Source organism: uncultured Muribaculum sp., from assembly GCF_910583865.1.
In the GTDB taxonomy this organism is placed as follows: domain Bacteria; phylum Bacteroidota; class Bacteroidia; order Bacteroidales; family Muribaculaceae; genus Muribaculum.
In genome coordinates, this window is the sequence record NZ_CAJTYX010000034.1 from 1 (window position 1) to 22,837 (window position 22,837).

The following is a 22,837-nucleotide window of genomic DNA, read 5'->3' on the forward strand; positions in this document are numbered from 1 at the left end:
GGAATCGGTCCTATTTTTCAATCGCCCTCTAAAGTTTAGCGGACAGTAATAATTTGAAATTCTACACAGCCAAAATCGTCGGACCGGTCAGACGCACAGGTGTACCAAGAAAAAATTAACAAATGATTATAGCTGCAAGATAACCACTGTTGCTGGTTGCATTTTCCGGTGCGGAGGATTTAAAGACCGCATAAATTCATTAAGTTGTGGCAACTGGCAATTGCCATAATTCTATGCGACCTTCTTACACTCGGGGCAGATTGATATGGCAAATTGCTATTGGATACTGTTGGCTTGCATACAAATTCAATTTGTTAAATTTTTCTTGGGACACGTGTGGGTCGGACTGGTCCGACAGGTCTGACTATAGAATGACGCACGGAGCACACAGCGAAGAGGCGACATCACATGTTTCTATATTTGAGGCAGTATTCACTTTTCCGCTACAGGCCATACGGTTAGTCCGTAGCTGTCATTGGAACCCCAGCATGACCTGCAACTTATCTTGTCGAACTGGGTCGCCGATCTACGATTGTCTATTCCAAATATCAGCAACTGATATCCTGCACTACCTTTAAACAAAGTAGAGCTTGCGATAAAAGTAATCATGGAAAATGCACTCCATGTGGTTCCCTCAAGTTCTTCCGGCAGAAAATGTATGTTCGTGCTGTTGACAATCATATCCCTGAGGCCGGTCGCGTACAAGGTGAGCTGATCTCCGTTTCCATTATTTTGTCCACTAAATGTCCAGCAACGTGAAGTAGGATTCCACTTAATGGGATTGGTGGTATAAGGTGATCCGCTTGATTTAGGTGGCACCATTCCGGAAAACGCGTTGGCATGCGGAACATGAAAACCGGCCGGTGAAGGGTCGTATATAGTCTTGGCAACTTCTATTTCATTTGACAGGGAGACTTTATATTGGCTTCCGGCTTCCAAGGCCTTTGCATTCCAGATGTTGCAGAATAGATTTTCATCATCTATGTAACTTGCCGTATATGGTTCTTTATTGCCGGTGAGGCTATGCCAATGGTTACGTAGGTCGGAGGTATCGCTTCTTCCAAGGTGAAACCAGTTTGGATGTCTTATCGTAGCGCCTATGCTCAATCCGTCATCGTCCGGAGTACGTGTAAACTCATATCCTCCCGGAGAATCAAAAAGTGGTTTATTGAGCATGGTAAACTCTCCATTAGAGTTGCTTGGAGAGGTATAAGTTTTGTCGTTTATTATTATCTGGTGGTTCTGACCCTCATATTTATAGTGATAATAATAATTGTCCGCTTTATCGTATACTCCGGGCTGCATTGGATCCTTACGTCCATACATGTAGTATGTGTTGTCTCCTGCAAGGGAGGCCACAATCTTATCTTGAACGAAACGCATGGTGTTTTCTCCGACCTCGTCGACTGAGAACTTCGATCCGTCGGCCTCATGCAGGTCAAACTCTATCTTCATATATATGGTCCGTGGAGAGACTCCGGTATGGCTCTTGCAGTATCCGAGCGTAGAGGGTGGGAAGCTATATTCCTTGCCGCCCGCACCGGCTTCTCCCTCAACTTTTTCTTTGTCGTTGATCATATCGCCGGCCTTAGCACTGACCGTGGTCAGGGTTTTACTTTTACTCCAGTCGAAGTCGGTGGCCCATATGTGCCAGCTCCATACTATGTCGCCGTTGGAGTCGCGCAACGCTATCACCGAGTTGCCCTGGGCGAGGGTCTCCGGACGCACACGGAAACGTATTGAATCCGGAGCCGCTCCGGCCACGGATATAAGCTCAATCTTGTCGACAAGACCGGGAGAGTCCTGCCACAGCAGGAACGCATCTTTCAGGGTGCAGCCGTAATTTTTTATCTGCTCCCTTATATTATATGTATTTATCGGCTGATTGCGATGATCAGCGAAATATTTAAGTCCTTTTGAATTTCCTGTATACGAAGGTTTGTTATCTGCCCCGTTGCTCCATGCGTTGCCGTAGACAACAGGTAGCTTGTAGTAGCCGGGGCGGTCGATTATGTAGCAGTTGGCGGTCTCGCCCGGTTTGTAGGCCCGCGGATTGTCGGCGCTTGTAAGGTCGAGCGGCGCGCCACGCGTGCCCCTTTTCGTGGAGGTGTCGGACAGGCGCATCACGTTGGCAAATACGTCTTGAGCGCCAAGCACGATATATCCCTCTTCCGGTTGCGTGGGATCGCCATCATTGGTCTGAGGCACATCCGACACCCATTTGCCTGTGTTTGTCATTGCGTCGGGCGAGGTGCCCCATTTTATCGTGTGAGGGATATCGATCACCTTCTTTTCTTCCTCCGAGCTGTAGACGGTGACATACGCCTTGTATTTCAGATTGCTGATCACGCCGGTGTAAGGTATAGTTGCATCTGTGGCCGGCAGGCCTTCTATTTCCACCACGGGGGCTACCACCACGCCGGTCGACGACAGCGAATAGGAGTACATATTGCCTGACTCCCATTTTTTATCGTTTCCGCCTATCGAAGCGGTCAATGAGTGTGTCAACCCGCTCAATTGGTCGGTGAACGTTATGGATAGCGACGCTTCGTCGCCAAGTGTCTGCGGAATCATGAACAGCGTAAGGCCGTCGCCGTTGCCACCCGCTATGTTGGTGCCGTTTTCTGTATACGCAGGGCGTGTCTCATCTTCCTTTCCCGGAAGATTCACTCCCTGATCGGATCCGGAGGGTTTCTTCGGAAGATCCACCGTCACTTCGTCATCTTCCGAAAATTGTACTGGAGTCCATACTCCGGTGTCGAGCGACAATCGTCCGGCAAGGGCTACTCCCGAGAGGGTCACTGATGTCACATTGCCCGCCAGCATGGCGGAGCCGGTCTTTATCGTCACTGCTGCCAGTGCATGCTCGAACCCCATCTTCACTGACGGCGTCCCGGTACCTGCACAGTCGGCCCTCGCACGCAGCAGGTCGACTTGCTTAGATGCCACGGGATTTACCGTGAAGTCGATCCACGGGGCGCCGGTCTCTCCTGGAGAGGAGTGGATTATGCCGTTGTCGCCGGTGGCATACGGGGCGTAGCCCATGAAGCGTAGCCTTCCGCTTCCGACCCAGTCAAGTTGCTCCACCGGACTCCATTCTCCCGCCGCGCCTCCGCCGGGCTTTACCATGACGTTGTTGGCAAAATTAGCCGTCATGTCCGAAAGGTCGGTATCTGTATCTCCCGAAGGATAGCATATGGCCGAAAGTCCGAATGATTCCGGCATGTTTGTGCCCGAATATGAAGTGCCACGCGATATTATCGGCTTGGATACGGCTGACGAGTCGTTTATGGCAAGTCGCTCTGTGACGAGATATAAGGGCTTGCCGTCTTTATCAGTCTGTCCGATACGCTCAATGTCGATGTCCGGCTCCGAGCTGCGTTTTGGAATCATACCATTTTTCCAGCCTGAAAGAATCTCCACGTCGAAAACCGGGTGGGTCGAGACATGTTGTCTCGATCCGGGTAGCGGAGTGTCGTCGCAAGAAGTGGTCACGGCGATGGTGGCTGCAATCGCGATGCCGCGACATACGAGCGTTGAGAGGCTACGATAGCAAAATGGTTTCATACCGGTGATGAAAAGATATGGATTGAGTATAATGATTATTAAAAATGGAGGGGATGTTGCCGCCAATCGGCTGATAACGGCAACATCCCCTCCCGCAATATCGGAATGTCATTCCGGGAACGTAACCGTCCGGAATCAGTTCATGTTAATGTCCCCGTTGGTCCATCCGTCATTGGATGCATCTGTCCAATCCTCAACAGTGACAGTGAAACGTATTGGATTGTCGAGCACGGGGTCGCCAACTTCTTTTTTGACACCGGCAACTGGTTCGGGAATAGCGGTTATATAATCAGCATTGCCTGTGAGTGTTGCATTTATTTCCTCGACTCTTGCGGTAGGGGGGTATACGCCTGCGCCACTGTCGTAACCACAGAAGGTAAGCGTGTAGACATATTTCTTGCCCGGTTCCCAGTTGGTATTGACGGGCACGCAAGCGAAACCATATTGGGTCTCTTTGTATTCCCCTGTATAAGGGAAGAGCTGATGGTAGTGGTTGGGGTCGCTGTCATTACCAGGTTTTACGCCGTCGTTGCTGCCATCATGTGTGGCGCCTGGATGCTTTGTCTCTACACGACAGAGCACAAGTATATAACCTCCCCTTTTGCTGTTTTGAGTCTTGTCTTTGTTGTCATTGAGATTCCAGGTGTCAAGCTGCTGGGGCACAAGAAGCATATGTGTGTTGCCGTTTTCCTTGGCAAGGAGATTGGTGGTTTCATGATTAAGTTCCTTGGCATTATCAAATTCAATGCCATAGTAAGTCTTGTCCCCTTCGGCTGCCCAGGACATATGGCGTGTATTGTCGTCACCTATTGCGTCCACGAATGTCAGATTGCCTTGAGGACGGGCATTGACTACCCATGCACCCTTGATTTTCACAGTCTGAGATTTATCACCGTTTGCACCACGAGTGGCCTTTACCACAATCTGTGAAAGAGCGTGGTTGAATTTCAGAGGGATACTGGTTCCTGCCGAACGTGGCTGCGATATATATGCGGCTACCATATCTTTCTGCGTGGTGATGTCTTTATCGGGTACAAAGTTTTTTATTACGGGTTTATCTGAGGTAAAATCAATCTGATAATCAGAAGCAGCCGGATCACCTTCTGCGGTACGATATGGCCATACAGCCCATACGTCCAGGGAATTAACGCCCGAAGGCCAGAAAACGGAGTGTTCGAAAGTATAATAATCATGTTCTGAATGCTTTGTTGCAACCAACCCGTCGATAAATAGATTGTCCGGGAATCCGGAAGCATGTGCCCATACCTTGAATGAAGCCAACTGCTGCCCGGCTTCGTTGCTTACATCCACGGCACGGCTTACGCGCGTGTTGAAGGTGATTTCGTCACCATTGGTGTTGATCAACTGCGTTTCGTCGTTGGAGCAGGATGCTGCAAAAAGCAACGCAGTCAGCCCGAAGGCAGAAATTCTGATGTTCATGTTGCGTTTTGTTAATTAAGTATTAAAAAAATGATTGGATTAAATCTCTATAACCAGCCTTGTATGTGTCAGTTCATGTTGATGTCGGTATCGATGATGTCGGTCCAGTCGTTTATGTCGGGAATCATTCCGCCACCGGTGTCAACCTCCGGAAGCTTCACCCCCTCTATCTCGATGGTGACCTCATGAGGGTTCTGTGCATCATGAATCTGATCTGTAACGTCGTAATTGTAATAGTATTTGTTGGACGTATATAGTGAAAGGACATGCAGTTTGCCCTCAGTACCGTCGTGGCAGTGTCCGAAAAGGTCCACATCCCCCTTAAGAGTCGAAGCATCGGCAATTCTCAATGCGATAGGGACCGTGACATGCCGTCCTACAGGGTGGGCGGATGCGGGGGAGTATCCCTCGGATAGCGTTGAAAGCGCAGCGCTCACTCCGGGTGCGCGCCCTATGCCATCCTCGAGTCTGATTACCACATGATAGCGTACCGTTGCTTCATTCGGCGTAAATCTTATTTTCTGTCCCCGGACTCCGGGAGCTACATAGACATTTTCCGAGCGTGCGGACCACACTTTGTCAGGTGCTTTTCTCACAGGTTGGTCGCGCGTAAGCTCGAGGCGGGGAGCCTCCTCGATGCCACGTCCCAGAGGAGCGAGCAGCTCTTCGTCGTCGGTGGTCAGCATGAAAGAGTCGAATGTGTCTCCGGTCTCCAAAATGGTTTCCGTCTCGCCGTTGAAAGCCACGGCATTGTATGCGCCTGCGGGCGCCCGGACTATGCCTCCGTTGATATTTCCGAATTCATAGCATCGGGGGATACCTCCGTCGACGGGAAACAGGTATGTTACCATCGAATGCGGGTCTGCGTCCGGGCAATCGCTCCAGTCAAATTCGATATGTAGGTCGACCCAATGTGAATGGTCGTAGCATAGCTCGCGATGCTCGCATCCCGTCAATACGGCGAGTAGGTACAGTATGGCCATAGTTTCGGCAGCCGCTGAGGCAATGCGTCTCGTGATGTTCATCTGTGTCCTCCTTTCCCTCCGTTGATATTGTCAGGTCCTATCAGCCATGAAAGGCCCACTTCCACCCGTGTAGGCCCGAACCATGAGCGCTTATGTACCGACATAAGCACGTCGTGCTCATCCATCAGATGCTGCTTCATGTATCGTCCCCACATATACCCTATGCCTATCCCGAAATCGAGATTGAGCCTACGGGCTATCGGAAGCGAGTATCCGTAACTTACGCCTACTGCATAATTGTATTTGTCGGCAATCACTCCGGTATGACTGCGACCGAACTGGAAGTCGTAGGTCACCATCGAACCATACAGGCCCAGATAGTGTCCGGAAAAAGGATTATCGCCACGTCCATGCCCGAGCTGCATGCGCAGTTCCACATCGCCCCCGTAGATACGCCAATACCGACGCGCTCCGCGATTGCTCCACCACGCATGCATCCAGTCGGCATATATGGTGAACTTGTCGTGGAAACATACACCTACACCAATGTTTGGCGTAATGGCAAGATCATAAAGGAGATTGGTGCCGAGGATTATTTTCGGGAATCGAAAGCCGTTGGCTGCATGCCGGTTTTCACTTAGCCTGAAATCTTCCTCTATTGGTGTGTTGACGTCTGCAACGGTGTTGTCGATAGGCTTCGTGTCATTGGTGCTATGGGGAACTGAAGTTGTTAAAGGTGAAAGCGTATCACTGCTATCGGACCGACATATTTCATCAAGCTTATTCCCGTAATTTGGCTCTGCCTTATAGCAGATGTTTACAGATGCATTACGTAGCCGGGACCATGATTCGGAAGAACCCTCGTCGGGAAGCCCGACATATATGTGCGGGTTCACCGGCAGAGTACCCAAAGCGTCTGCTACGGCTTCTGCCCGTTTATGAGCGATATCAAGATTATATTCTACCGTTCCTTCCGGAGAGGCCGATCCGCATATCTCGATGCTAACCACCCGATCGCGCAACTTTCCTGAAAGAGCTGAAGCAATGCTGTCGAGATGCGATCTGTTGTCGGAATAATCCTTGTCAAGAAGTGATGATGATTTTTGGAAATATACCTTGCAGGAAAATATACTGTCAATATTCCTTTCCTGCGCAATGGCAGAATTGATGCACAAAATCATTGTGGAGACCATCATGACCACCACATAATGAACAAGTGAGCAGTTTTTGTGTGCTAATCTTTTGATGCACAACCGATTATATATCGGGGGGGGGGTAAGAAAGCCCATATCATACACCAATTCTACTACACTAAAATTTAATTAGTCCTAAAATAAATCGGAAAAGCCTCAATAAAAAATGACTTTCCATATTTTGCGCTTGCAAAATTACACAAATATATCTTATCTTGCTTAAAAAATATTTAGTTTAACTTTGTTAAAAATATCTAACAATGATATTGATATATCCGGGCTGCGGTGTATTAATAATAATTAACATAATTATTCCGTTTTAGGCTAAGTAGTCTACCTTGCATTGTTTAATATATTATAGGCACTCATCATCAAGGAGTAGTCATTTTATTGACACAGGAGTAAGCCATGCAAGACACTTTCAAGAAAATATTCAAGAGATATTATCCTGTAGCCCGACGCTTCGCTTTGATGTTCGTGAAGCGGGAGGAAGATGCCGAGGACATAGCCCAGGAGGTATTCGCCGCGCTATGGCCGAAGGTAGACATATGGCAGGACAATCCGCAGATCGACCGGTATATATGCCGGATGACGCGCAACATATGTCTCAACCATCTGAAACGGAAATACGTCGATCCTGTGGCCATGGGCAAGCCCGTCGATGACATCCTTGCGAAGGAGATCATAGGCGACACGCTCAATCCCGCCGAAGAGATGTATCTTGAGGAATTGCGGCTGCTCATACATATGGCAATCGAAAGCATGCCTTCGAGGCGTCGGCAGATTTTCGCCATGAGCCGCTTCGAAGGGATGAGCAACAAGGACATAGCCGAGATGCTCGGTCTGTCGGTTCGTACGGTAGAAAGCCATATTTTTTCGGCTCTCAACGACCTGCGGATGCAAATAAAAGCAATAGTGGCCATAATGGTTGCTGTTAACTATTTTTAACCATCGACGACTCAGTACTTTCCTCTTCTTAAGTTAGAATATAATAGAATGTCACCGATACCCAACACAAAGAAAGATTACATCAACCGGGTCATACGCACTTTTGCCCGACGCGACTGCTCCCCGGCAGTCGAGAAGGAGGTGCATGCATGGCTTGCCGATGATGCCGACCGCTCCGTCAAGGACGAGGCTATGGATGCTTTGTGGAGCGATGCCGCTGCACATCCCTCCCTGTCGCGTCGCCGCACCGACACGGCATGGCATCGCTTCGCGTCGGCCAACGGTCTCTTTTTAGCCCCGTCCTCCGTAACTCTCCGGCGTCTCCGTGTATGGCAGGCCGCCGCTGCGGTCATGGCACTTGTCACGGTAGGCGCGTTTCTGTTCAACCGCACCCACGAGCCGGCCGACATCATACAGCAGCATACGGCCACCGCTACGGTCAATACCTTCCTGTTGCCTGACGGCACGGAGGTGCTGCTCAATTCCGGCAGCACGCTCATATACCCCGACCGCTTCGAAGGCGAAGAAAGATGCGTCTATCTTATAGGGCAAGGGTCGTTCAACGTGAGCCACGACAAGCGCCATCCGTTCATAGTGAAGAGCGACAATTTCCAGGTGACGGCTCTCGGAACAGAGTTTGACATAAATGCCTATCCTGACGATGACGAAGTGACGGCCACGCTCATCGAAGGGAGCGTAAAGGTAGAGTACTCCGACCTCACCGAAAAAGCCATCCTGCATCCCGGACAGCAGCTCGTGTTCAACAAGCGCACATCGCAGGCATCTTTGCGGCATGCCGACATCGACGACATAACGGCCTGGCAGCATGGCGAAATGGTTTTCACCGACCTTACAGTGCCCGACATACTGCGCACAATAGAGCGCAAATTCGACTATAGGTTCTCCTACTCTCCGGCAGCCTTTGCCGACGACCGCTATACGTTCCGCTTCCCTCAGAATGCCCCGCTTCCGGAGGTGATGGGCATAATATCCGACGTGTCGGGAGGGAGGGTGCGCTACAGCATCACGGGAAAGGACTGCCACGTGACCTATCAATGACCTCAACAGTCTAATCCACAAGTACATCAACATTCGGTATCATGGTAAAAAGTGTTCCACTACAGAGCGGGACATGAAATTGCACACCCCTCTTGAATCCCTCTCCCCGCATCTTGACAAGAATTTAATATCTTAAAAATCAACACATTTCATCATTTTCAAGCTAATGGTAAGACATGTAACGAAGAAGCCGTCGCGGCTCAATCGCACAGTCATCGCCCTGTTGCTGGCGACAATGATTCCGGCCTCGCCGCTTATGGCACAGGATCCGGATGCGCGCATCAGCATCGCAGGCAAGAACATCGGCGTGGCCGAGGCGCTAAAAGAAGTGCAGAAACAGTCGGGATTCTCGATCGGCTTCAACCAGTCGCAGCTCGACAGCAAAGCCCCGGTGACCCTCAACCTCAAGAATGCCGAACTTTCGACCACACTCAGCACCATCCTCAAAGGCACGGGCTACACCTACGAGATTTCCGGCAAATACATCAAGATCATCCCGGTATCCTCCGTCAACAAAAAGGCCACAGCCGACGCCACCGGCGAGATGCAGACCATCACCGGCCATGTGCTCGATGCCGAAGGTGAGCCTATGATCGGTGTAAGCGTGCTCGTAAAGGGCACTCAGACAGGCGTGTCCACCGGACTCGACGGCGAATACTCAATCCGCGCCCCCAAAGGCTCGGTCATCACATTCTCCTATCTCGGATGCGCACCCAAGGAGGTGAAGGTCGGAGATGCCACCGACATCAACATAGAGATGCAGGAGAACGCCACAGCCCTCGACGAGGTCGTGGTCACCGCCCTCGGCATCAAGCGCGAGCAGAAGTCGCTCAGCTACAACGTTCAGAAAATCAACGGCGACCTCCTCACCGAGAACAAGGACGCCAACTTCGTCAACTCACTCGCCGGAAAAGTGGCTGGCGTAAACATCAACGCATCATCCTCCGGTGTCGGCGGCATCTCGAAAGTGGTGATGCGCGGTACCAAGTCGATCATGCAGTCGTCCAACGCGCTCTATGTGATTGACGGGATGCCGATGCGTTCAGGCAACTCCGGCGGGGCAACCGAATTCGGCTCGCAGGGCACCTCCGAGCCTATCGCCGACATCAACCCCGACGACATTGAGTCAATGTCGGTGCTTACCGGAGCAGCCGCTGCCGCCCTCTACGGTAGCGACGCGGCCAACGGCGCCATCGTCATCACCACCAAGAAAGGCGAGAAAGGCAAGACCAAGGTAACCGTCAACAGCAGCATGGACTTCACACGCGCATTCGTGCTCCCCAAGTTCCAGAACCGCTACGGCACCGGACTCGGCGGCGCATACGTGCCCGGATCGTCCTACAGCTGGGGCGCCCCGCTGACGGCGGCCAACTCCTACGGCTACGACATCGCAAGCGACTACCTCAAGACCGGGTTCGTGAGCACGCAGTCGGCCACGTTCTCCACCGGCAACGACAAGAACCAGACCTATGCCTCCGCAGCCGCCCTCAACTCCAAAGGCATAGTCCCCAACAACGGCTACAACCGCTACAACTTCACCATACGCAACACCACCTCCTTTCTCCAGGACCGCATGACGCTCGACCTCAACGCCAGCTTCATCCATCAGACCGACCGCAACATGGTCAACCAGGGTGAGTACGCCAATCCTATCGTCGGCGCATACCTCTTTCCGCGCGGAAATGACTGGGAGGACATACGAATGTATGAGCGTTACGATCCGGCCCGCAAGATCAGTACCCAGTACTGGCCGTTGAGCGACGCCTTCACCATGCAGAACCCCTACTGGGTCAATTACCGCAACCTACGCGAGACCTCCAAGGACCGTTACATGCTCGGAGCCAACCTCAGCTACAAGATTTTCGATTTCCTCACGCTCTCAGGACGCGTGCGCATCGACAACTCCAACGCCGACCTCTCCACCAAATACTACGCCACGACCAACAACCAGCTCACCGGGCTATCCGAACGTGGCTTCTACGGCATGAACCGCTACAAGGACAAGCAGGTGTTCGCCGACTTCCTCCTCAGCTTCAACAAGAACTTCGGGGCCGACTGGTCGGTGCAGGCCAACTTCGGCGGCTCTATCTCCGACATGCGCTATGACGAGCTGAGCATCGAAGGCCCTATCGCCGACGGATCCGACACGTTCAAAGGCGAACCCGTAGGGCTTCCCAACTTCTTTGCCGTGCAAAACCTCTCGGTCAACCATCTCAACCCCATGCAGACCGGATGGCGCGAACAGACACAGTCGCTCTACGCATCCGCCGATATAGGCTACCGGTCGACATACTACCTTACCCTCACCGGACGTAACGACTGGCCTTCGCAGCTTGCCGGACCCAACTCGAAGAATTCATCATTCTTCTACCCGTCGGTCGGCCTGTCGGTGCTCATGACCGAGCTTCTCCCCGGCGTGAATCCCGAAATCCTTTCCTTTTGGAAGATACGCGGATCGTGGGCATCGGTGGGCACACCATTCAACCGATACCTCGCCAACCCGCGCTACCAGTGGGACAAGGGCACAGGCTCATGGAGCATCCTCACCCAGTATCCTATGTATAATCTCAAGCCCGAGCGCACCAACTCCTGGGAAGTCGGCATGAACTTCCGTTTCCTCAACGACTTCACTTTCGACGCAACCTATTACTACGCCGAGACTAAAAACCAGACGTTCGATCCAAAGCTCCCTGTCAACAAGTACGACAAGATATACATACAGACCGGCTCCGTGCGCAACCAGGGCATCGAACTCGCCCTGAACTACAGCCACACTTGGGGCGATTTCTCGTGGAGCACCGGCCTGACCTATTCGATGAACCGCAACAAGATCATCGAACTGGCCGACAACGCCATCAACCCTGAGACAGGCGAGGTGTTCTCCGCCGACATGCTCGACATGGGAGGCTACGGCAACGCCCACTTCATCCTGCGCCAGGGCGGCAGCATGGGCGACCTCTACTCTACCGTGGGTCTGCTGCGCGACTCCAACGGCGCAATCTACGTCGATGAGAGCAACCGCGTGCAGACGAGCGCCATCAACGACAAGAACCAGTACATCAAGCTCGGCAGCGTGCTCCCCAAGGGCAACATGGCCTGGAGCAATACCTTCCGTTGGAAAAACCTCTCTGCAAGCGCCATGGTCACCGCACGCTTCGGCGGTATCGTCTACTCGCGCACCCAGGCAATCCTCGACCGCTACGGTGTGTCGGAAGCTTCCGCCGATATCCGTGACCACGGATTCGTCAGTGTCAACGGCGGCGACCGAGTGGCTCCCGAAAACTGGTACGAGACTATCCTCAACGTGCCGCAGTACAACACATATTCAGCCACAAACGTCCGCCTCCAGGAAGCGTCGGTCACCTACGCCATCCCGCGCAAATGGCTCGCCGACATATGCGACATAAAGGTGTCGCTGGTAGGGCGCAACCTGTGGATGATCTACAACAAAGCCCCGTTCGATCCCGAATCGGTGGCATCCACCGACAATTTCTACCAGGGCATCGACAACTTCATCATGCCCTCGCAGCGTTCACTCGGCTTCAACGTCAATTTCACCTTCTAAAGAATGCCCAAGATGAAAATACTACTATATAAATCCTTAATGTCCGCAGCCGCGCTGTCAATGGCGGCATGCACAGGCGCATACGAGGACATAAATTCCGAGCCGTACACCCCCGGTGACCTTACCGCCGACGACTATGCCCTCGGATCGGCGCTCAACAACATCGCCGGATCGGTCGTGTCGGCCGATGTCAACAAGGCGCAGTTTACCGACTGCCTCCTCGGCGGACCGCTCGGCGGCTACTTCTCGCCCGCCAAGCAGGGATGGAACAACTCCATACAGACCTACGACCCTACCGACGACTGGACAAAGGTGTTCATGATCGACGTGCCCCCGACGCTCTACTCCAACCTCACCATGATAAAGAACTTCTGCGAGGTCAACGGCACCCCCGTGCCCGAGGCGATCGCCACGGTGGTGAAAGTAGCGTCGATGCACCGTGTCACCGACACATACGGCCCTATCCCTTACAGCGCCATCGAAAACGGCGGCAACCTCAACACCTACTATGACTCCGTCGAGAAGATCTACGACCTTTTCTTCAAGGACCTCACCGATGCCGTCAAGGTGCTTAACGACAATCGTGGCTACGCGCTCTCGGCAAGCGCCGACTTCGTCTACCACGGTGACGTCAGCAAATGGATACGCTTCGCCAACTCCCTCAAGCTCCGTCTGGCCATACGCATTGCCTACGCCGCTCCCGAAAAGGCGCGCGCCATGGCGCAGGAGGCTGTCGACCCCGCCAACGGAGGCGTGATCGAGTCGAACGCCGACAATGCCGCATGGAACTATTTCGCCACCTCCGAGAGCCCGCTCTACACCGCCGTCAACTACAATGCCAACGGCAGCTCGACCGGCGGCGACACCCATGCCGCAGCCGACATTATCTGCTATATGAACGGCTACAAGGATCCGCGCCGTGCCGCTTACTTCTCCGAATCGCTCTGGAAGGATGCCGACAACAAGCCCATCCCATTCATCGGACAGCGCAGGGGGATCCGCAACCCCACCTACAACACCGAATGGGGATTCAACTTCTCCGGAGTTAAGATTTCGGCCAACGACCCCATCAAATGGTTCAACGCGGCAGAGACTGCATTCCTTCGCGCCGAGGGCACGGCCATATTCGGCTTCGATCTCGGCGGGACTGCCGAACAGTTCTACAACGACGGCATACGCCTCTCCTTCGAGCAGTACGGCGCATCCGGCGCCGAGGAATATCTCGCCGACAACACCTCGCGCCCCGAGGCCTACGTGGATCCCTCCGGCATGAACCCCTGGAACGGCTCGCTGTCGACCATCACCATCAAATGGGATGACAACGCCACCAAGGAGGAGAAACAGGAACGCATCATCACCCAGAAGTGGATCGCCAACTGGATGATAGGCAACGAGGCATGGGCCGACCTGCGCCGCACCGGCTACCCCAAGCTCCTCCCCGTGGCCTACAACGGAAGCGGAGGCATCCTCGCCGATGACCAGACCCCCGCGCGCATGAAATATCCCGAGCAGGAGTACACCAACAACGCGGCCAACATCAACTATGCCGTGGCCAACTATCTCAACGGACCCGACAACATGGCCACACGCATATGGTGGGACTGCAAGAACAAATGAGATACATATCTATTCTTTAATCAATTTTAGGAATCATACTACATGAACAAACTACTGAAATACGGAATTCCGGCCATCCTTTCGGCTGCGGCGCTCACCGCCTGCGACGACTGGACCGACACCGAGAGCGTAGACCTCAACTACCCTACCGTAGAAGAGACCTCTCCGGAACTCTATGCACGCTACCTTGAAAACCTGCGTGCCTACAAGGGGCGCAGCCACAAGCAAGTCTATGCGTGGTTCCGCAACAACGCCACCCCCGACAACCGCTCCACCCATGTCACCGTGCTCCCCGACAGCATCGATGCCGTGGTGGTGCTCAACCCTCAGAGCGTGGCCGACTTCGTCTATGCCGACATGGCCGAGACGCGCGAGAAGAAAGCCACGAAGTTCCTCTATACTGTCGATTTCGACGCTATAAAGAATGCATACAACGCCAAGGTCGAGGCCGCTCCCGCCGAAGAACCTGTCACGACCGCCTTCCGCGACTTCCTCGTCGACTCAATGGCGGTGGCGCTGTCATATTCGAAGCATTACGACGGCCTCTGCATAGCCTATACCGGCAAGCCCAAGAGCGGAATGAAGCCGGCCGAACTCACCGACTACGAGGCCAACGAGCGTCTGTTCACCGGTGTGCTTGCCGACTGGCACCGCCGCAACCCGGCCAAGCGTATCGACTTCACCGGCAAGCCCCAGAACCTTGCTGACAAGACCCTGCTCGAAGAGTGCAACATGATATTCCTCTCCACATCGCTCGATGTCACCGAGGAGTATGCATTCAATACTGTGCTTGCCGACGCCCGGGCTGAAGGTGTGCCCCTCGATCGTCTCGGCATGATGGGCGCCACCGCGTCGCTCGACAAGGAGGACACCAAGACCGGAATACTCAACGACGGCACACCCTCGCTCACGGCGCTTGCAGCCTGGGCACCGTATGCCGAGGTAGGCGGAGTAGGTGTGTACAATGTTGAGCGCGACTACTTCAATCCTTCCTTCGTGTTCCCGCGCACACGCGCACTGATCCATTCAGTCAACCCCAACGTAAAATAACCACGCTAATTCCGACATGAAAAAAACAGCATATATCGCGACTCTCCTTCTCGCCGCCGGCGCGCTTACGGCCTGCCAGGAGGATATGGAGAATTACGACAACAAGGTGTTTGACTCCGCCTCACCTTCGGAAAAGGTCAACACCATGTTCATAAAGGCCGATACCCCCGACCAGATAAAGACCCTGACGGCATCGGTGGCACAGCCGCTCAACCATGACCTGACCGTCATTTACCGCGCGGCTCCCGAACTCGTGTCGCACTACAACTCGCTCTACGGAGAGAGTGCCGAAGCCCTTCCCGCCGAGAACTATGCGATCGAGAATCCCGAGGCCGTCATCGTTCACGGCGCGGTGGTATCGTCGCCCGTAGAGGTCAAATTCCTCAACTTCGCCAATCTCGATGTGGAGAAGGTCTATGTGCTCCCCGTCACCATCGCTTCGAGCGAGATTCCGGTGCTTGAGAGCAACCGCACCTCCTACTTCGTCATCAAGGGCGCGGCTCTCATCAATGTTGTCGCAGACATGGCGCACAACTACACGCAGCTCTCCGGACCGGGCAACTGCCCCGGACTGAAGGGTATAGAGCAGCTCACGGTGGAGATGCTCGTGTATCCGCGCAGCTTCGAGCGTGACGGTATGGAAGCTGGCATATCCACACTGCTCGGCATCGAGGGCAAGTTCCTACTCCGCACCGGCGACGGCAATCCCAACAACCAGATTCAGCTCGCCACCTCAAGCGGCAACATCACCGACTCCGAATGGCAGCTTGAGACCAATAAGTGGACTTTCATAACACTGACCTTTGACAAATCGAGCAAGACCGTGGAGGTTTACTTCAACGGTGAAAAGAAGGGAGAGACCCACACCACGAAGTATAGCAAGGCTGTCGATTGGGACAGTTCCGAATTCTACATCGGCTATTCTTATTCAGAGAAGCGCTGGTTTGACGGTGACTTCTCGGAGGTGCGCGTATGGAACCGCATACTTACCCGTGAGGAGATGCTCGCGAAGAACCACTTCTATTCTGTAAGTCCGCAGTCGGAAGGACTCGTGTCCTACTGGAAATTCAACGAAGGCGCCGGACGCATCGTAAAGGACTATGCCAACGGCTACGACATGGTGGCAAACGCTGACATAAAGTGGGACAATGTGGAACTCCCCGCCAAGAACTAATCACATAAACAATACCATCAGAAAATGAAATTAAGCAACATATTCAGCACACTCCTCTGCCCCGCCGCCGTGGCTTTTGCCGCGATAGCAGCCACCGGATGCTCCGAGGAGATTACTGTGAGCGCTCCCGACACCGGCAACTATGAGGTGCCTTCCGAGAACAAGGAGGTAATCTATATCGCCGACAAGGATGGCAAGCGTGAATTCTCCAACGTGGAGTTCCGCAGTAACGGGTCGACCTCCCTGCGCCTGTTCACTCCCGGCAATGTAAGCGCCGACTGTCAGGTTAAGTTCACCTACGATCCCACAGCCCTTGAAGAGTACAATGCCGCCAACGGCAGCGACTACAAGATCTATCCCGAGGAGCTTGTCACCATCGGCGACAACGACGGTGTGGTGACCATACCCGCAGGCACAAGCCGTTCGTCGGAGATAGCCGTAACCATCGTGTCAAACGGCGAGATGGACCATGAGACTTCCTATGTGATTCCACTCCGCGCCTCTGTGATCAGTGCCGGCGACTACGTGCTCGGAAGCCTTGACAACACGCGCCTGATTTTCGTGAAGGACCGCACTGCCGCTCCCGATGCGACAAAGCTCGGGCCTGACGGACTTCCCGGTGTGCGCATGGTCAGCATCATCGAGTCGAACGATACCAACCCGCTCAACCATCTGTCGTTCACTCTCGGCGATACCGGCATACCCTTCTTCGACGTGGTTGTGCTCTTCTCCGGCAATATCCGCTTCAACCGTGAGACGCAGAAGATTTACGTCCACCTCAACGAGAACCTTACCCCGCAGCTCAACAATGCCGAGAAATATATCCGTCCCCTCCAGAACAAGGGTATAAAAGTGGTGCTCAGTATCCTCGGCGACCATGACGGCTCGGGTCTCGCTAACCTCACCGAGCAGGGTGCAAAGCAGTTCGCTCAGGCTCTGCGCGAGACCTGCGACCGCTACGGACTCGACGGCGTGATGTTCGACGACGAATATTCGGAGTACACCAAGTATAGGCTTCAAGACGATTACCCTGATATTTTCTGCGAAGAGTCAAGCTTGGCCGGCGCGCGTCTATGCTATTACACAAAGAAAGCCATGCCCGACAAGCTCATGACGCTCTATCGCCTTGGCAATCTAAATAGATTCGATAAGGAGGATCTGATGATTGACGGTACTAAGGTGCTCCCCGGTGAATATCTCGACATGGTGTTTGAGGACTATGGACGCGGACTCCGTCAGGAATATTTCGAGGGTGTATCCAAGGCTGATTGGGCTATTTACTCTCAAGAGTTCGCGCAAGGACGCTATGCCTCGGCTTCCGACCTTGATGAAATGGTGAAGAACGGACATAAACTCCACATGGTGTTCGCACTCGACCCTCACCGCGACACATTCAAAGGCAATCTGACGGCTCTTGGCCGATGTGCCTCATCATTCTACAACAGCACATGCAACTACAGTGGTGTTGTCTATGACAAGGACTGGAAATAATCATCATTAACCACAGGAACAACGATGAAAAACAAATATAAACTACTACCACTGCTGCTATGCGGAGTGATGGCGCTCGGCGCCATCACCGCCTGCAGCGATGACAAGGATGAAATCATCATCAACGAAGAACCGCAATATCCGGCACTCTCCATCGACACCGAATCCATGCGTGTGAAGGTTGGCGCCGACAGCCGAGTGGCCGTCCCTATAAGCGACGGCGCGGGCGAATATGCCGCATTCTCTCTCAATCCGGAAGTTGCCGACGTGACCGACGAGGCCGGCACATTAATGGTCGAGGGCTTCCGCAACGGCACCACGGAGATTATCATCTCCGACAAGGGAGGCTCTCTGAAGAAACTCCCCGTGTCGGTCTACACTACCGACGTGCTGACCGTCGAGACCACCGACTTCACACTTGAGACTCCACTCGGCCACAGCGCCACGGCCACTACCCGTGTGCTACTCGGTAATGACGGTTACAGCGCCGTCTCCGACAACGATGCCGTGACGGCCACCGTCGATGAAGCCGGTGTGATTTCCATCACAGCCACTTCAAAACGCCAGGAGTTCACGGCCAAGGTCACCGTTTCCGATATGTCGGGCCTTACGGCAGACATCAACGTGACTGTCAAGTTCACCCTTGAGGCCTTTACCGCAGCCGACATCGCCGCGCTGTGCGCCCAGACAGAGGAGAGCATGGCCGATTTCAACGGCACGAAGCCGTACCGGTTTGATTCTTATCGCGAGTATTTCGAGACCGAGGTCAAGGATGGTGTCGAGACATTCGGCTGGATACGCCGCTCGGGACGCTATGAACTGTTCGTGACATATCCCGAAGGCACGGCGCTCAACACTCCGGTAGAAGGCAAGGTGACATTTACCGACAATTACGACGAGAAGGCCAAGGACCAGCCCGTGACCGTGACCATTGTGAAGAACGATGAGGTCAGCAAGGTGGCCATATTCTCGTATATCGATGAGAAAGAGGATAAGCTCTATCGCGGCTATCTCGTCCATGTGCTCGCCGATACCGGTTGGTAATTTAATGAATATAAGATTGGTAAATTAATAGATTTTTGGTAACGAAGAGAATCGTATAGGTTACGATTCATGATTGCCTGATACTATGATTGACCGCATGAGTTAGGTACAGTTTCCCTTCCAAGAAGGAGCGGGGCACGCGGCATTTCCCATAAACCGTGTTGTCCCGCTCCTTCCTGCTGTGTGCGTTATTCCGTGCGATAAATTCGGATGCTTCCCGGAAGCATCCCTACGTTCGTATGCCATGGGCTGCACTTCGTCGAACATAGGCCTGCCTCCCGATTTTTATATTAAGTTCGCAGAATAATAGCGAAAGATGTGTTATAAGAGTTGCTATTTATTTGAAAATGCAGTAATCTTGTCCTCGGGAGCATAGCGATAAGAGTATTTGTTTGAATTTAGCATCTTAAATTTAATACTTTTATCGCTAATCACCAATTTTTCAACTACTTAATTTTCATCGAACTCACGTTAAATACATTCTCTCAATATCATCATGCCGGTTGCCAATTCATAACAGTGGATGCCTTGAATAAGAAACGCACAATCAGGTTCTACCAATCTAATGGTTTTTCTTTCCAGACCAACCGCGACATGTATTCGCCCACGAGGCGTATGTATCGGATTATAGAGCCGTAAGGATCAGTAGTAGGATTTGTCGATGCGGAACACGAAGGAGCGGCGGCAAATGAACACCACGACGGTGAAGGCCACGAGCAGGATGGAGTTGAGGATGAACGGGAAGCGGTTGGCCATGTGGTGCGGGTCGAATATCATCCTGAAGAAGTCGACCACGAATGGCGTTGCGCTGATGGACACGTAATTGGCGGCAAGTACGAAGGCAAGCGCCAAAGTGGCTTTTGACGGAGATGTTATGACCTGTGTGGCTTTGTCGTATATCAGCGGCTGGAACACACCGTAGCCGAACCCTATCAATGTTGAAGCCAGGCACATTATGCCGAAATGGCTACCTATAATCATGAGAATGACCCCGACGCTCATTACGAGTGACGACACTATCAGCGTCGACTGCTTGAAGAGCCTGACGACATACGGAAGGATGAAACCCGGGAGGAATATGGCGAGGAAGAAGATTGAAGTCACGGTGCCGACTTCCGAATCGCTCATCCCTTCGCTCTGCATGAGGAACGGCGAGTAATAACTTACAATCACCGTGGCGTAGCATACGAAGAAATACACACCCATGAGTGCCCATAGCCTCGATATAATGAACCCGTCCTTGACCTTGCCGATAGTCCCGTAGCTGTCTGACAGCGGTGTCGGTGGTACAGCGTGTATGGCCTTTGCCGGCGTGCCCGCGACGGTAGCCGCCGTGGCCACCTTGACGGACGCCTTAATCTGCGGCGAAGGTGTGACTGCGGGAGGATTGATGTCGGCCGCCGGTATCCCCCGCAGGAACACCGACAGGGCGAGCGGTATGGCCGGGATGAGGTAGACGAGGAACGGCAGATGCCAGTTGCCACGGTTGAGCCACCCGACGATGAACGTCGCTATGACAAGCGCCATGTTGGATATGCCCGACTTGATGCCGAGCTGTTGCATGCGGTACTTGCCCACGAAAGTGTCGGCGATGAGGCCTGCCGCAAGAGGTATCAGCAGCCCACACCCCATGCCGAGTATGCAGCTTATAACAATCAGTTCGACCATGCTGTCGGCAAACAGATAGAGGATTCCCCCCGCCAGATATATGGCGAGGGCAATCACTACTATACTTATCTTGCTTTTCGACAGCGACAGTTTCCCGGAAAGGAGCACGAACGGAATGATGAAAAGGTTGGGCAATACCGTGAGGAGCTGTATCTCCAGTTCCGAGGTATGCGGAAATATCTTGTCGAGGTTGCCGAGCATAGGCGTGATGGCAAGCCCCGGCAGATTGACTGTCAGCGAGATCGACCATATGGCGATCAAGGTCATCAGGGAGATGTACCCTTTTCCGGTATTGATTTTCATATATTCCGATTATAGTCGTTGATCATTCGAAATATGCTGACACGTGTTGTCAGTTCTGTTCCTCCTGTTGGAACGCCTTGTCGACCTCGGCCTGTGTGGGCACGTAGCCTTCCGGCCATTTCGACACCTGGTCGGGCTTGCGCCCCTCTATCATCCAGTTGAAGGGGTAGAAATCGGCCTTGGGATCGTGCCAGGAACTTTTACGCTTGGCATAGACGATAAACGGGATTGACACGATGATTATCGAGCCGATGAGCAGTATGGCGATGTATACGACAGGGCTGCCCGTGTTGATCTGGCCCGGAGGGAGGAAGCTGAGCACAAGCGCTGCAACAGCACCACCGATACCGACTATGGTCACGAGCCACTTGCCGAAGTTGCCGCCCGGCACCCGGTAGCCACGCTTCACGAGGCTCTCGGTGTGGCGCAGACGGAAGAACGCGCAGTAGATCATGATTACGAGCACGAGATAGATCACGGTGGCCATCTGGCTCATTACCTGATAGGCGCTCTGCACTGAGGGGAGCACGATCAGGACGAGGGCGAGAATCGTGACGATGATGCCCTGTATCCACAGGATGTTGACCTGTACGCCATTCTTGTTGACTTTCTGGAGCGAGCGCGGCAGATAGCCCGCCTTGCCCACAGCGAGAATACCGGTCGATGGACCTGCGATTATGACGCTTACCTGGCCGATCACGCCGAAGGTGACGAAGAGCGCCAGCACATTGCCGAGCCACGGACATCCGAGGTGCGCCCAAAGGCTGTTGTAGGCCACAAGCAGGCTCTGAAGAAGGTTTATCTCCTTCTCCGGCATCACGAAGCCGATGGCGAGAGTGCCGAGGATGAACACCACGAGAATCACCAGCACTGCGATAAGAGCCGCACGCGGGAAGTCGCGCTGCGGGTTCTGCATCGAGTTGACATGCACGGCCTGCATCTCCATTCCACCGTAGAAGAGGAATATGGATGCGGCGAGCACGATGGTGCTATACTTGGTGAAGTCGGGCCAGAACGAACGGTCGGTAGGGATGAAATTCTCGCCACCGGTACATATGTAGACTATGCCGAGTATGATTAGGATGGCTCCCGGGATTATCGTTCCGAACAGACCTCCGAGGGTAGAAAGTTTATTGGCGTTCTTCATGCCACGGAAGCAGTTGAATGTGCTGAGCCAGTAGACACCGAGCACGATGACGAGGGTGTATAGCGTGTTGGATGCCAGATGTGTGTCGAATGTCTCGGGCCAGAACACGTAGGCGAGCGATACGGCTCCGAACATCAGCACAGAGGGGAACCATATCACCACTGTCATCCATTCAAGATACATCGCCGCCCATCCCCAACGGGCACCGAATGCCTCTGCCACCCAGCGGAAAAGTCCGCCGCTGCGGGTGTAGGTCGATGCAAGCTCGGCGCAGACGAGGGAGAACGGGATCAAGAACAATATTGCCGACAGGACATACCAGAAAATGGAGGTATATCCATATTCCGCCTGCGAGGCAAGCCCCCTGAGGCTCAGGATCGTGGTGACAATCATGATTGCCATGCCGACCATTGTCACCGTGGCCTTTTTCGCTCCGCCCGACATTTTGCCGGCGTCCGGCGATTTGGCAGCCGGCGAGGCAGTGGTGGCGGAGGTTTTATCAGTTGTTGCCATAATTGAAATTTTATGTGTGGAGTAAATAGCACATCTATGAAAGATGCCGCAGGAAGGGATTACGACCCATCTCTGCGGCATCATAATTCGTCC

14 protein-coding genes are annotated in these 22,837 nt (G+C 53.3%); 8 read left to right on the top strand and 6 right to left on the bottom strand.

Annotated features, from left to right (window positions below; all coding sequences use genetic code 11):
- Positions 1–432: 432 nt before the first annotated feature.
- From QZ303_RS08115 to QZ303_RS08130, 4 genes are all read right to left on the bottom strand, one after another.
- Positions 433–3,567: a fimbrillin family protein gene (locus QZ303_RS08115; RefSeq protein ID WP_295731523.1), complete on the bottom strand. Its 3,135-nt coding sequence runs from the start codon at positions 3,565–3,567 to the stop codon at positions 433–435.
- A gap of 135 nt (positions 3,568–3,702) precedes the next feature.
- Positions 3,703–5,007, bottom strand: a complete 1,305-nt coding sequence (locus tag QZ303_RS08120; protein ID WP_295731525.1) for a fimbrillin family protein — start codon at positions 5,005–5,007, stop codon at positions 3,703–3,705.
- Positions 5,008–5,075: 68 nt separating this feature from the next.
- On the bottom strand, positions 5,076–6,032 hold the full coding sequence (locus QZ303_RS08125) for a DUF5119 domain-containing protein (RefSeq protein WP_295731527.1): 957 nt from the start codon (positions 6,030–6,032) through the stop codon (positions 5,076–5,078).
- A complete protein-coding gene (locus tag QZ303_RS08130) occupies positions 6,029–7,168 on the bottom strand; it encodes a DUF3575 domain-containing protein (protein ID WP_295731529.1) in 1,140 nt (379 codons plus the stop codon). Before QZ303_RS08130 ends, QZ303_RS08125 begins: the two co-directional genes overlap by 4 nt.
- 405 nt (positions 7,169–7,573) lie before the next feature.
- On the opposite strand from QZ303_RS08130, the gene QZ303_RS08135 reads away from it, so the two are divergent.
- The 8 genes from QZ303_RS08135 to QZ303_RS08170 all read left to right on the top strand — a co-directional run bounded on the left by QZ303_RS08135 (position 7,574) and on the right by QZ303_RS08170 (position 19,113).
- Positions 7,574–8,113, top strand: coding sequence for an RNA polymerase sigma-70 factor (locus tag QZ303_RS08135; RefSeq protein ID WP_295731531.1), 540 nt, complete (start codon positions 7,574–7,576; stop codon positions 8,111–8,113).
- A 48-nt stretch (positions 8,114–8,161) separates the two neighbouring features.
- Positions 8,162–9,172, top strand: a complete 1,011-nt coding sequence (locus tag QZ303_RS08140; RefSeq protein WP_295731533.1) for a FecR family protein — start codon at positions 8,162–8,164, stop codon at positions 9,170–9,172.
- A gap of 166 nt (positions 9,173–9,338) precedes the next feature.
- On the top strand, positions 9,339–12,737 hold the full coding sequence (locus tag QZ303_RS08145) for a SusC/RagA family TonB-linked outer membrane protein (protein WP_295731535.1): 3,399 nt from the start codon (positions 9,339–9,341) through the stop codon (positions 12,735–12,737).
- 12 nt (positions 12,738–12,749) lie between these two features.
- Complete coding sequence (locus QZ303_RS08150; protein WP_295731537.1) at positions 12,750–14,354, top strand: SusD/RagB family nutrient-binding outer membrane lipoprotein; 1,605 nt, start codon at positions 12,750–12,752, stop codon at positions 14,352–14,354.
- A 42-nt stretch (positions 14,355–14,396) separates the two neighbouring features.
- Complete coding sequence (locus QZ303_RS08155; RefSeq protein WP_295731539.1) at positions 14,397–15,404, top strand: glycoside hydrolase family 18; 1,008 nt, start codon at positions 14,397–14,399, stop codon at positions 15,402–15,404.
- 16 nt (positions 15,405–15,420) lie between these two features.
- The gene (locus QZ303_RS08160; protein WP_295731541.1) at positions 15,421–16,578 is read left to right on the top strand and encodes a DUF1735 and LamG domain-containing protein; all 1,158 of its coding nucleotides are present in this window, start codon (positions 15,421–15,423) and stop codon (positions 16,576–16,578) included.
- Positions 16,579–16,602: 24 nt separating this feature from the next.
- On the top strand, positions 16,603–18,069 hold the full coding sequence (locus tag QZ303_RS08165; protein ID WP_295731543.1) for a DUF1735 domain-containing protein: 1,467 nt from the start codon (positions 16,603–16,605) through the stop codon (positions 18,067–18,069).
- A gap of 24 nt (positions 18,070–18,093) precedes the next feature.
- Positions 18,094–19,113, top strand: coding sequence for a hypothetical protein (locus QZ303_RS08170; protein WP_295731545.1), 1,020 nt, complete (start codon positions 18,094–18,096; stop codon positions 19,111–19,113).
- A 642-nt stretch (positions 19,114–19,755) separates the two neighbouring features.
- Here QZ303_RS08170 and QZ303_RS08175 read toward each other — a convergent pair.
- Positions 19,756–21,084: an MFS transporter gene (locus QZ303_RS08175; RefSeq protein WP_295731547.1), complete on the bottom strand. Its 1,329-nt coding sequence runs from the start codon at positions 21,082–21,084 to the stop codon at positions 19,756–19,758.
- A gap of 49 nt (positions 21,085–21,133) precedes the next feature.
- Positions 21,134–22,744, bottom strand: coding sequence for a putative glutamine/gamma-aminobutyrate antiporter GadC (gadC, locus tag QZ303_RS08180; protein WP_295731549.1), 1,611 nt, complete (start codon positions 22,742–22,744; stop codon positions 21,134–21,136).
- Positions 22,745–22,837 lie beyond the last annotated feature (93 nt).

What these genes read in the sequence shown, in the direction of transcription:
- QZ303_RS08115 (WP_295731523.1), bottom strand. Translation starts at nt 3,567, where the DNA reads ATGAAACCATTTTGCTATCGTAGCCTCTCAACGCTCGTATGTCGCGGC.
- QZ303_RS08120 (WP_295731525.1), bottom strand. Translation starts at nt 5,007, where the DNA reads ATGAACATCAGAATTTCTGCCTTCGGGCTGACTGCGTTGCTTTTTGCA.
- QZ303_RS08125 (WP_295731527.1), bottom strand. Translation starts at nt 6,032, where the DNA reads ATGAACATCACGAGACGCATTGCCTCAGCGGCTGCCGAAACTATGGCC.
- QZ303_RS08130 (WP_295731529.1), bottom strand. Translation starts at nt 7,168, where the DNA reads ATGATGGTCTCCACAATGATTTTGTGCATCAATTCTGCCATTGCGCAG.
- QZ303_RS08135 (WP_295731531.1), top strand. Translation starts at nt 7,574, where the DNA reads ATGCAAGACACTTTCAAGAAAATATTCAAGAGATATTATCCTGTAGCC.
- QZ303_RS08140 (WP_295731533.1), top strand. Translation starts at nt 8,162, where the DNA reads ATGTCACCGATACCCAACACAAAGAAAGATTACATCAACCGGGTCATA.
- QZ303_RS08145 (WP_295731535.1), top strand. Translation starts at nt 9,339, where the DNA reads ATGGTAAGACATGTAACGAAGAAGCCGTCGCGGCTCAATCGCACAGTC.
- QZ303_RS08150 (WP_295731537.1), top strand. Translation starts at nt 12,750, where the DNA reads ATGAAAATACTACTATATAAATCCTTAATGTCCGCAGCCGCGCTGTCA.
- QZ303_RS08155 (WP_295731539.1), top strand. Translation starts at nt 14,397, where the DNA reads ATGAACAAACTACTGAAATACGGAATTCCGGCCATCCTTTCGGCTGCG.
- QZ303_RS08160 (WP_295731541.1), top strand. Translation starts at nt 15,421, where the DNA reads ATGAAAAAAACAGCATATATCGCGACTCTCCTTCTCGCCGCCGGCGCG.
- QZ303_RS08165 (WP_295731543.1), top strand. Translation starts at nt 16,603, where the DNA reads ATGAAATTAAGCAACATATTCAGCACACTCCTCTGCCCCGCCGCCGTG.
- QZ303_RS08170 (WP_295731545.1), top strand. Translation starts at nt 18,094, where the DNA reads ATGAAAAACAAATATAAACTACTACCACTGCTGCTATGCGGAGTGATG.
- QZ303_RS08175 (WP_295731547.1), bottom strand. Translation starts at nt 21,084, where the DNA reads ATGAAAATCAATACCGGAAAAGGGTACATCTCCCTGATGACCTTGATC.
- gadC (WP_295731549.1), bottom strand. Translation starts at nt 22,744, where the DNA reads ATGGCAACAACTGATAAAACCTCCGCCACCACTGCCTCGCCGGCTGCC.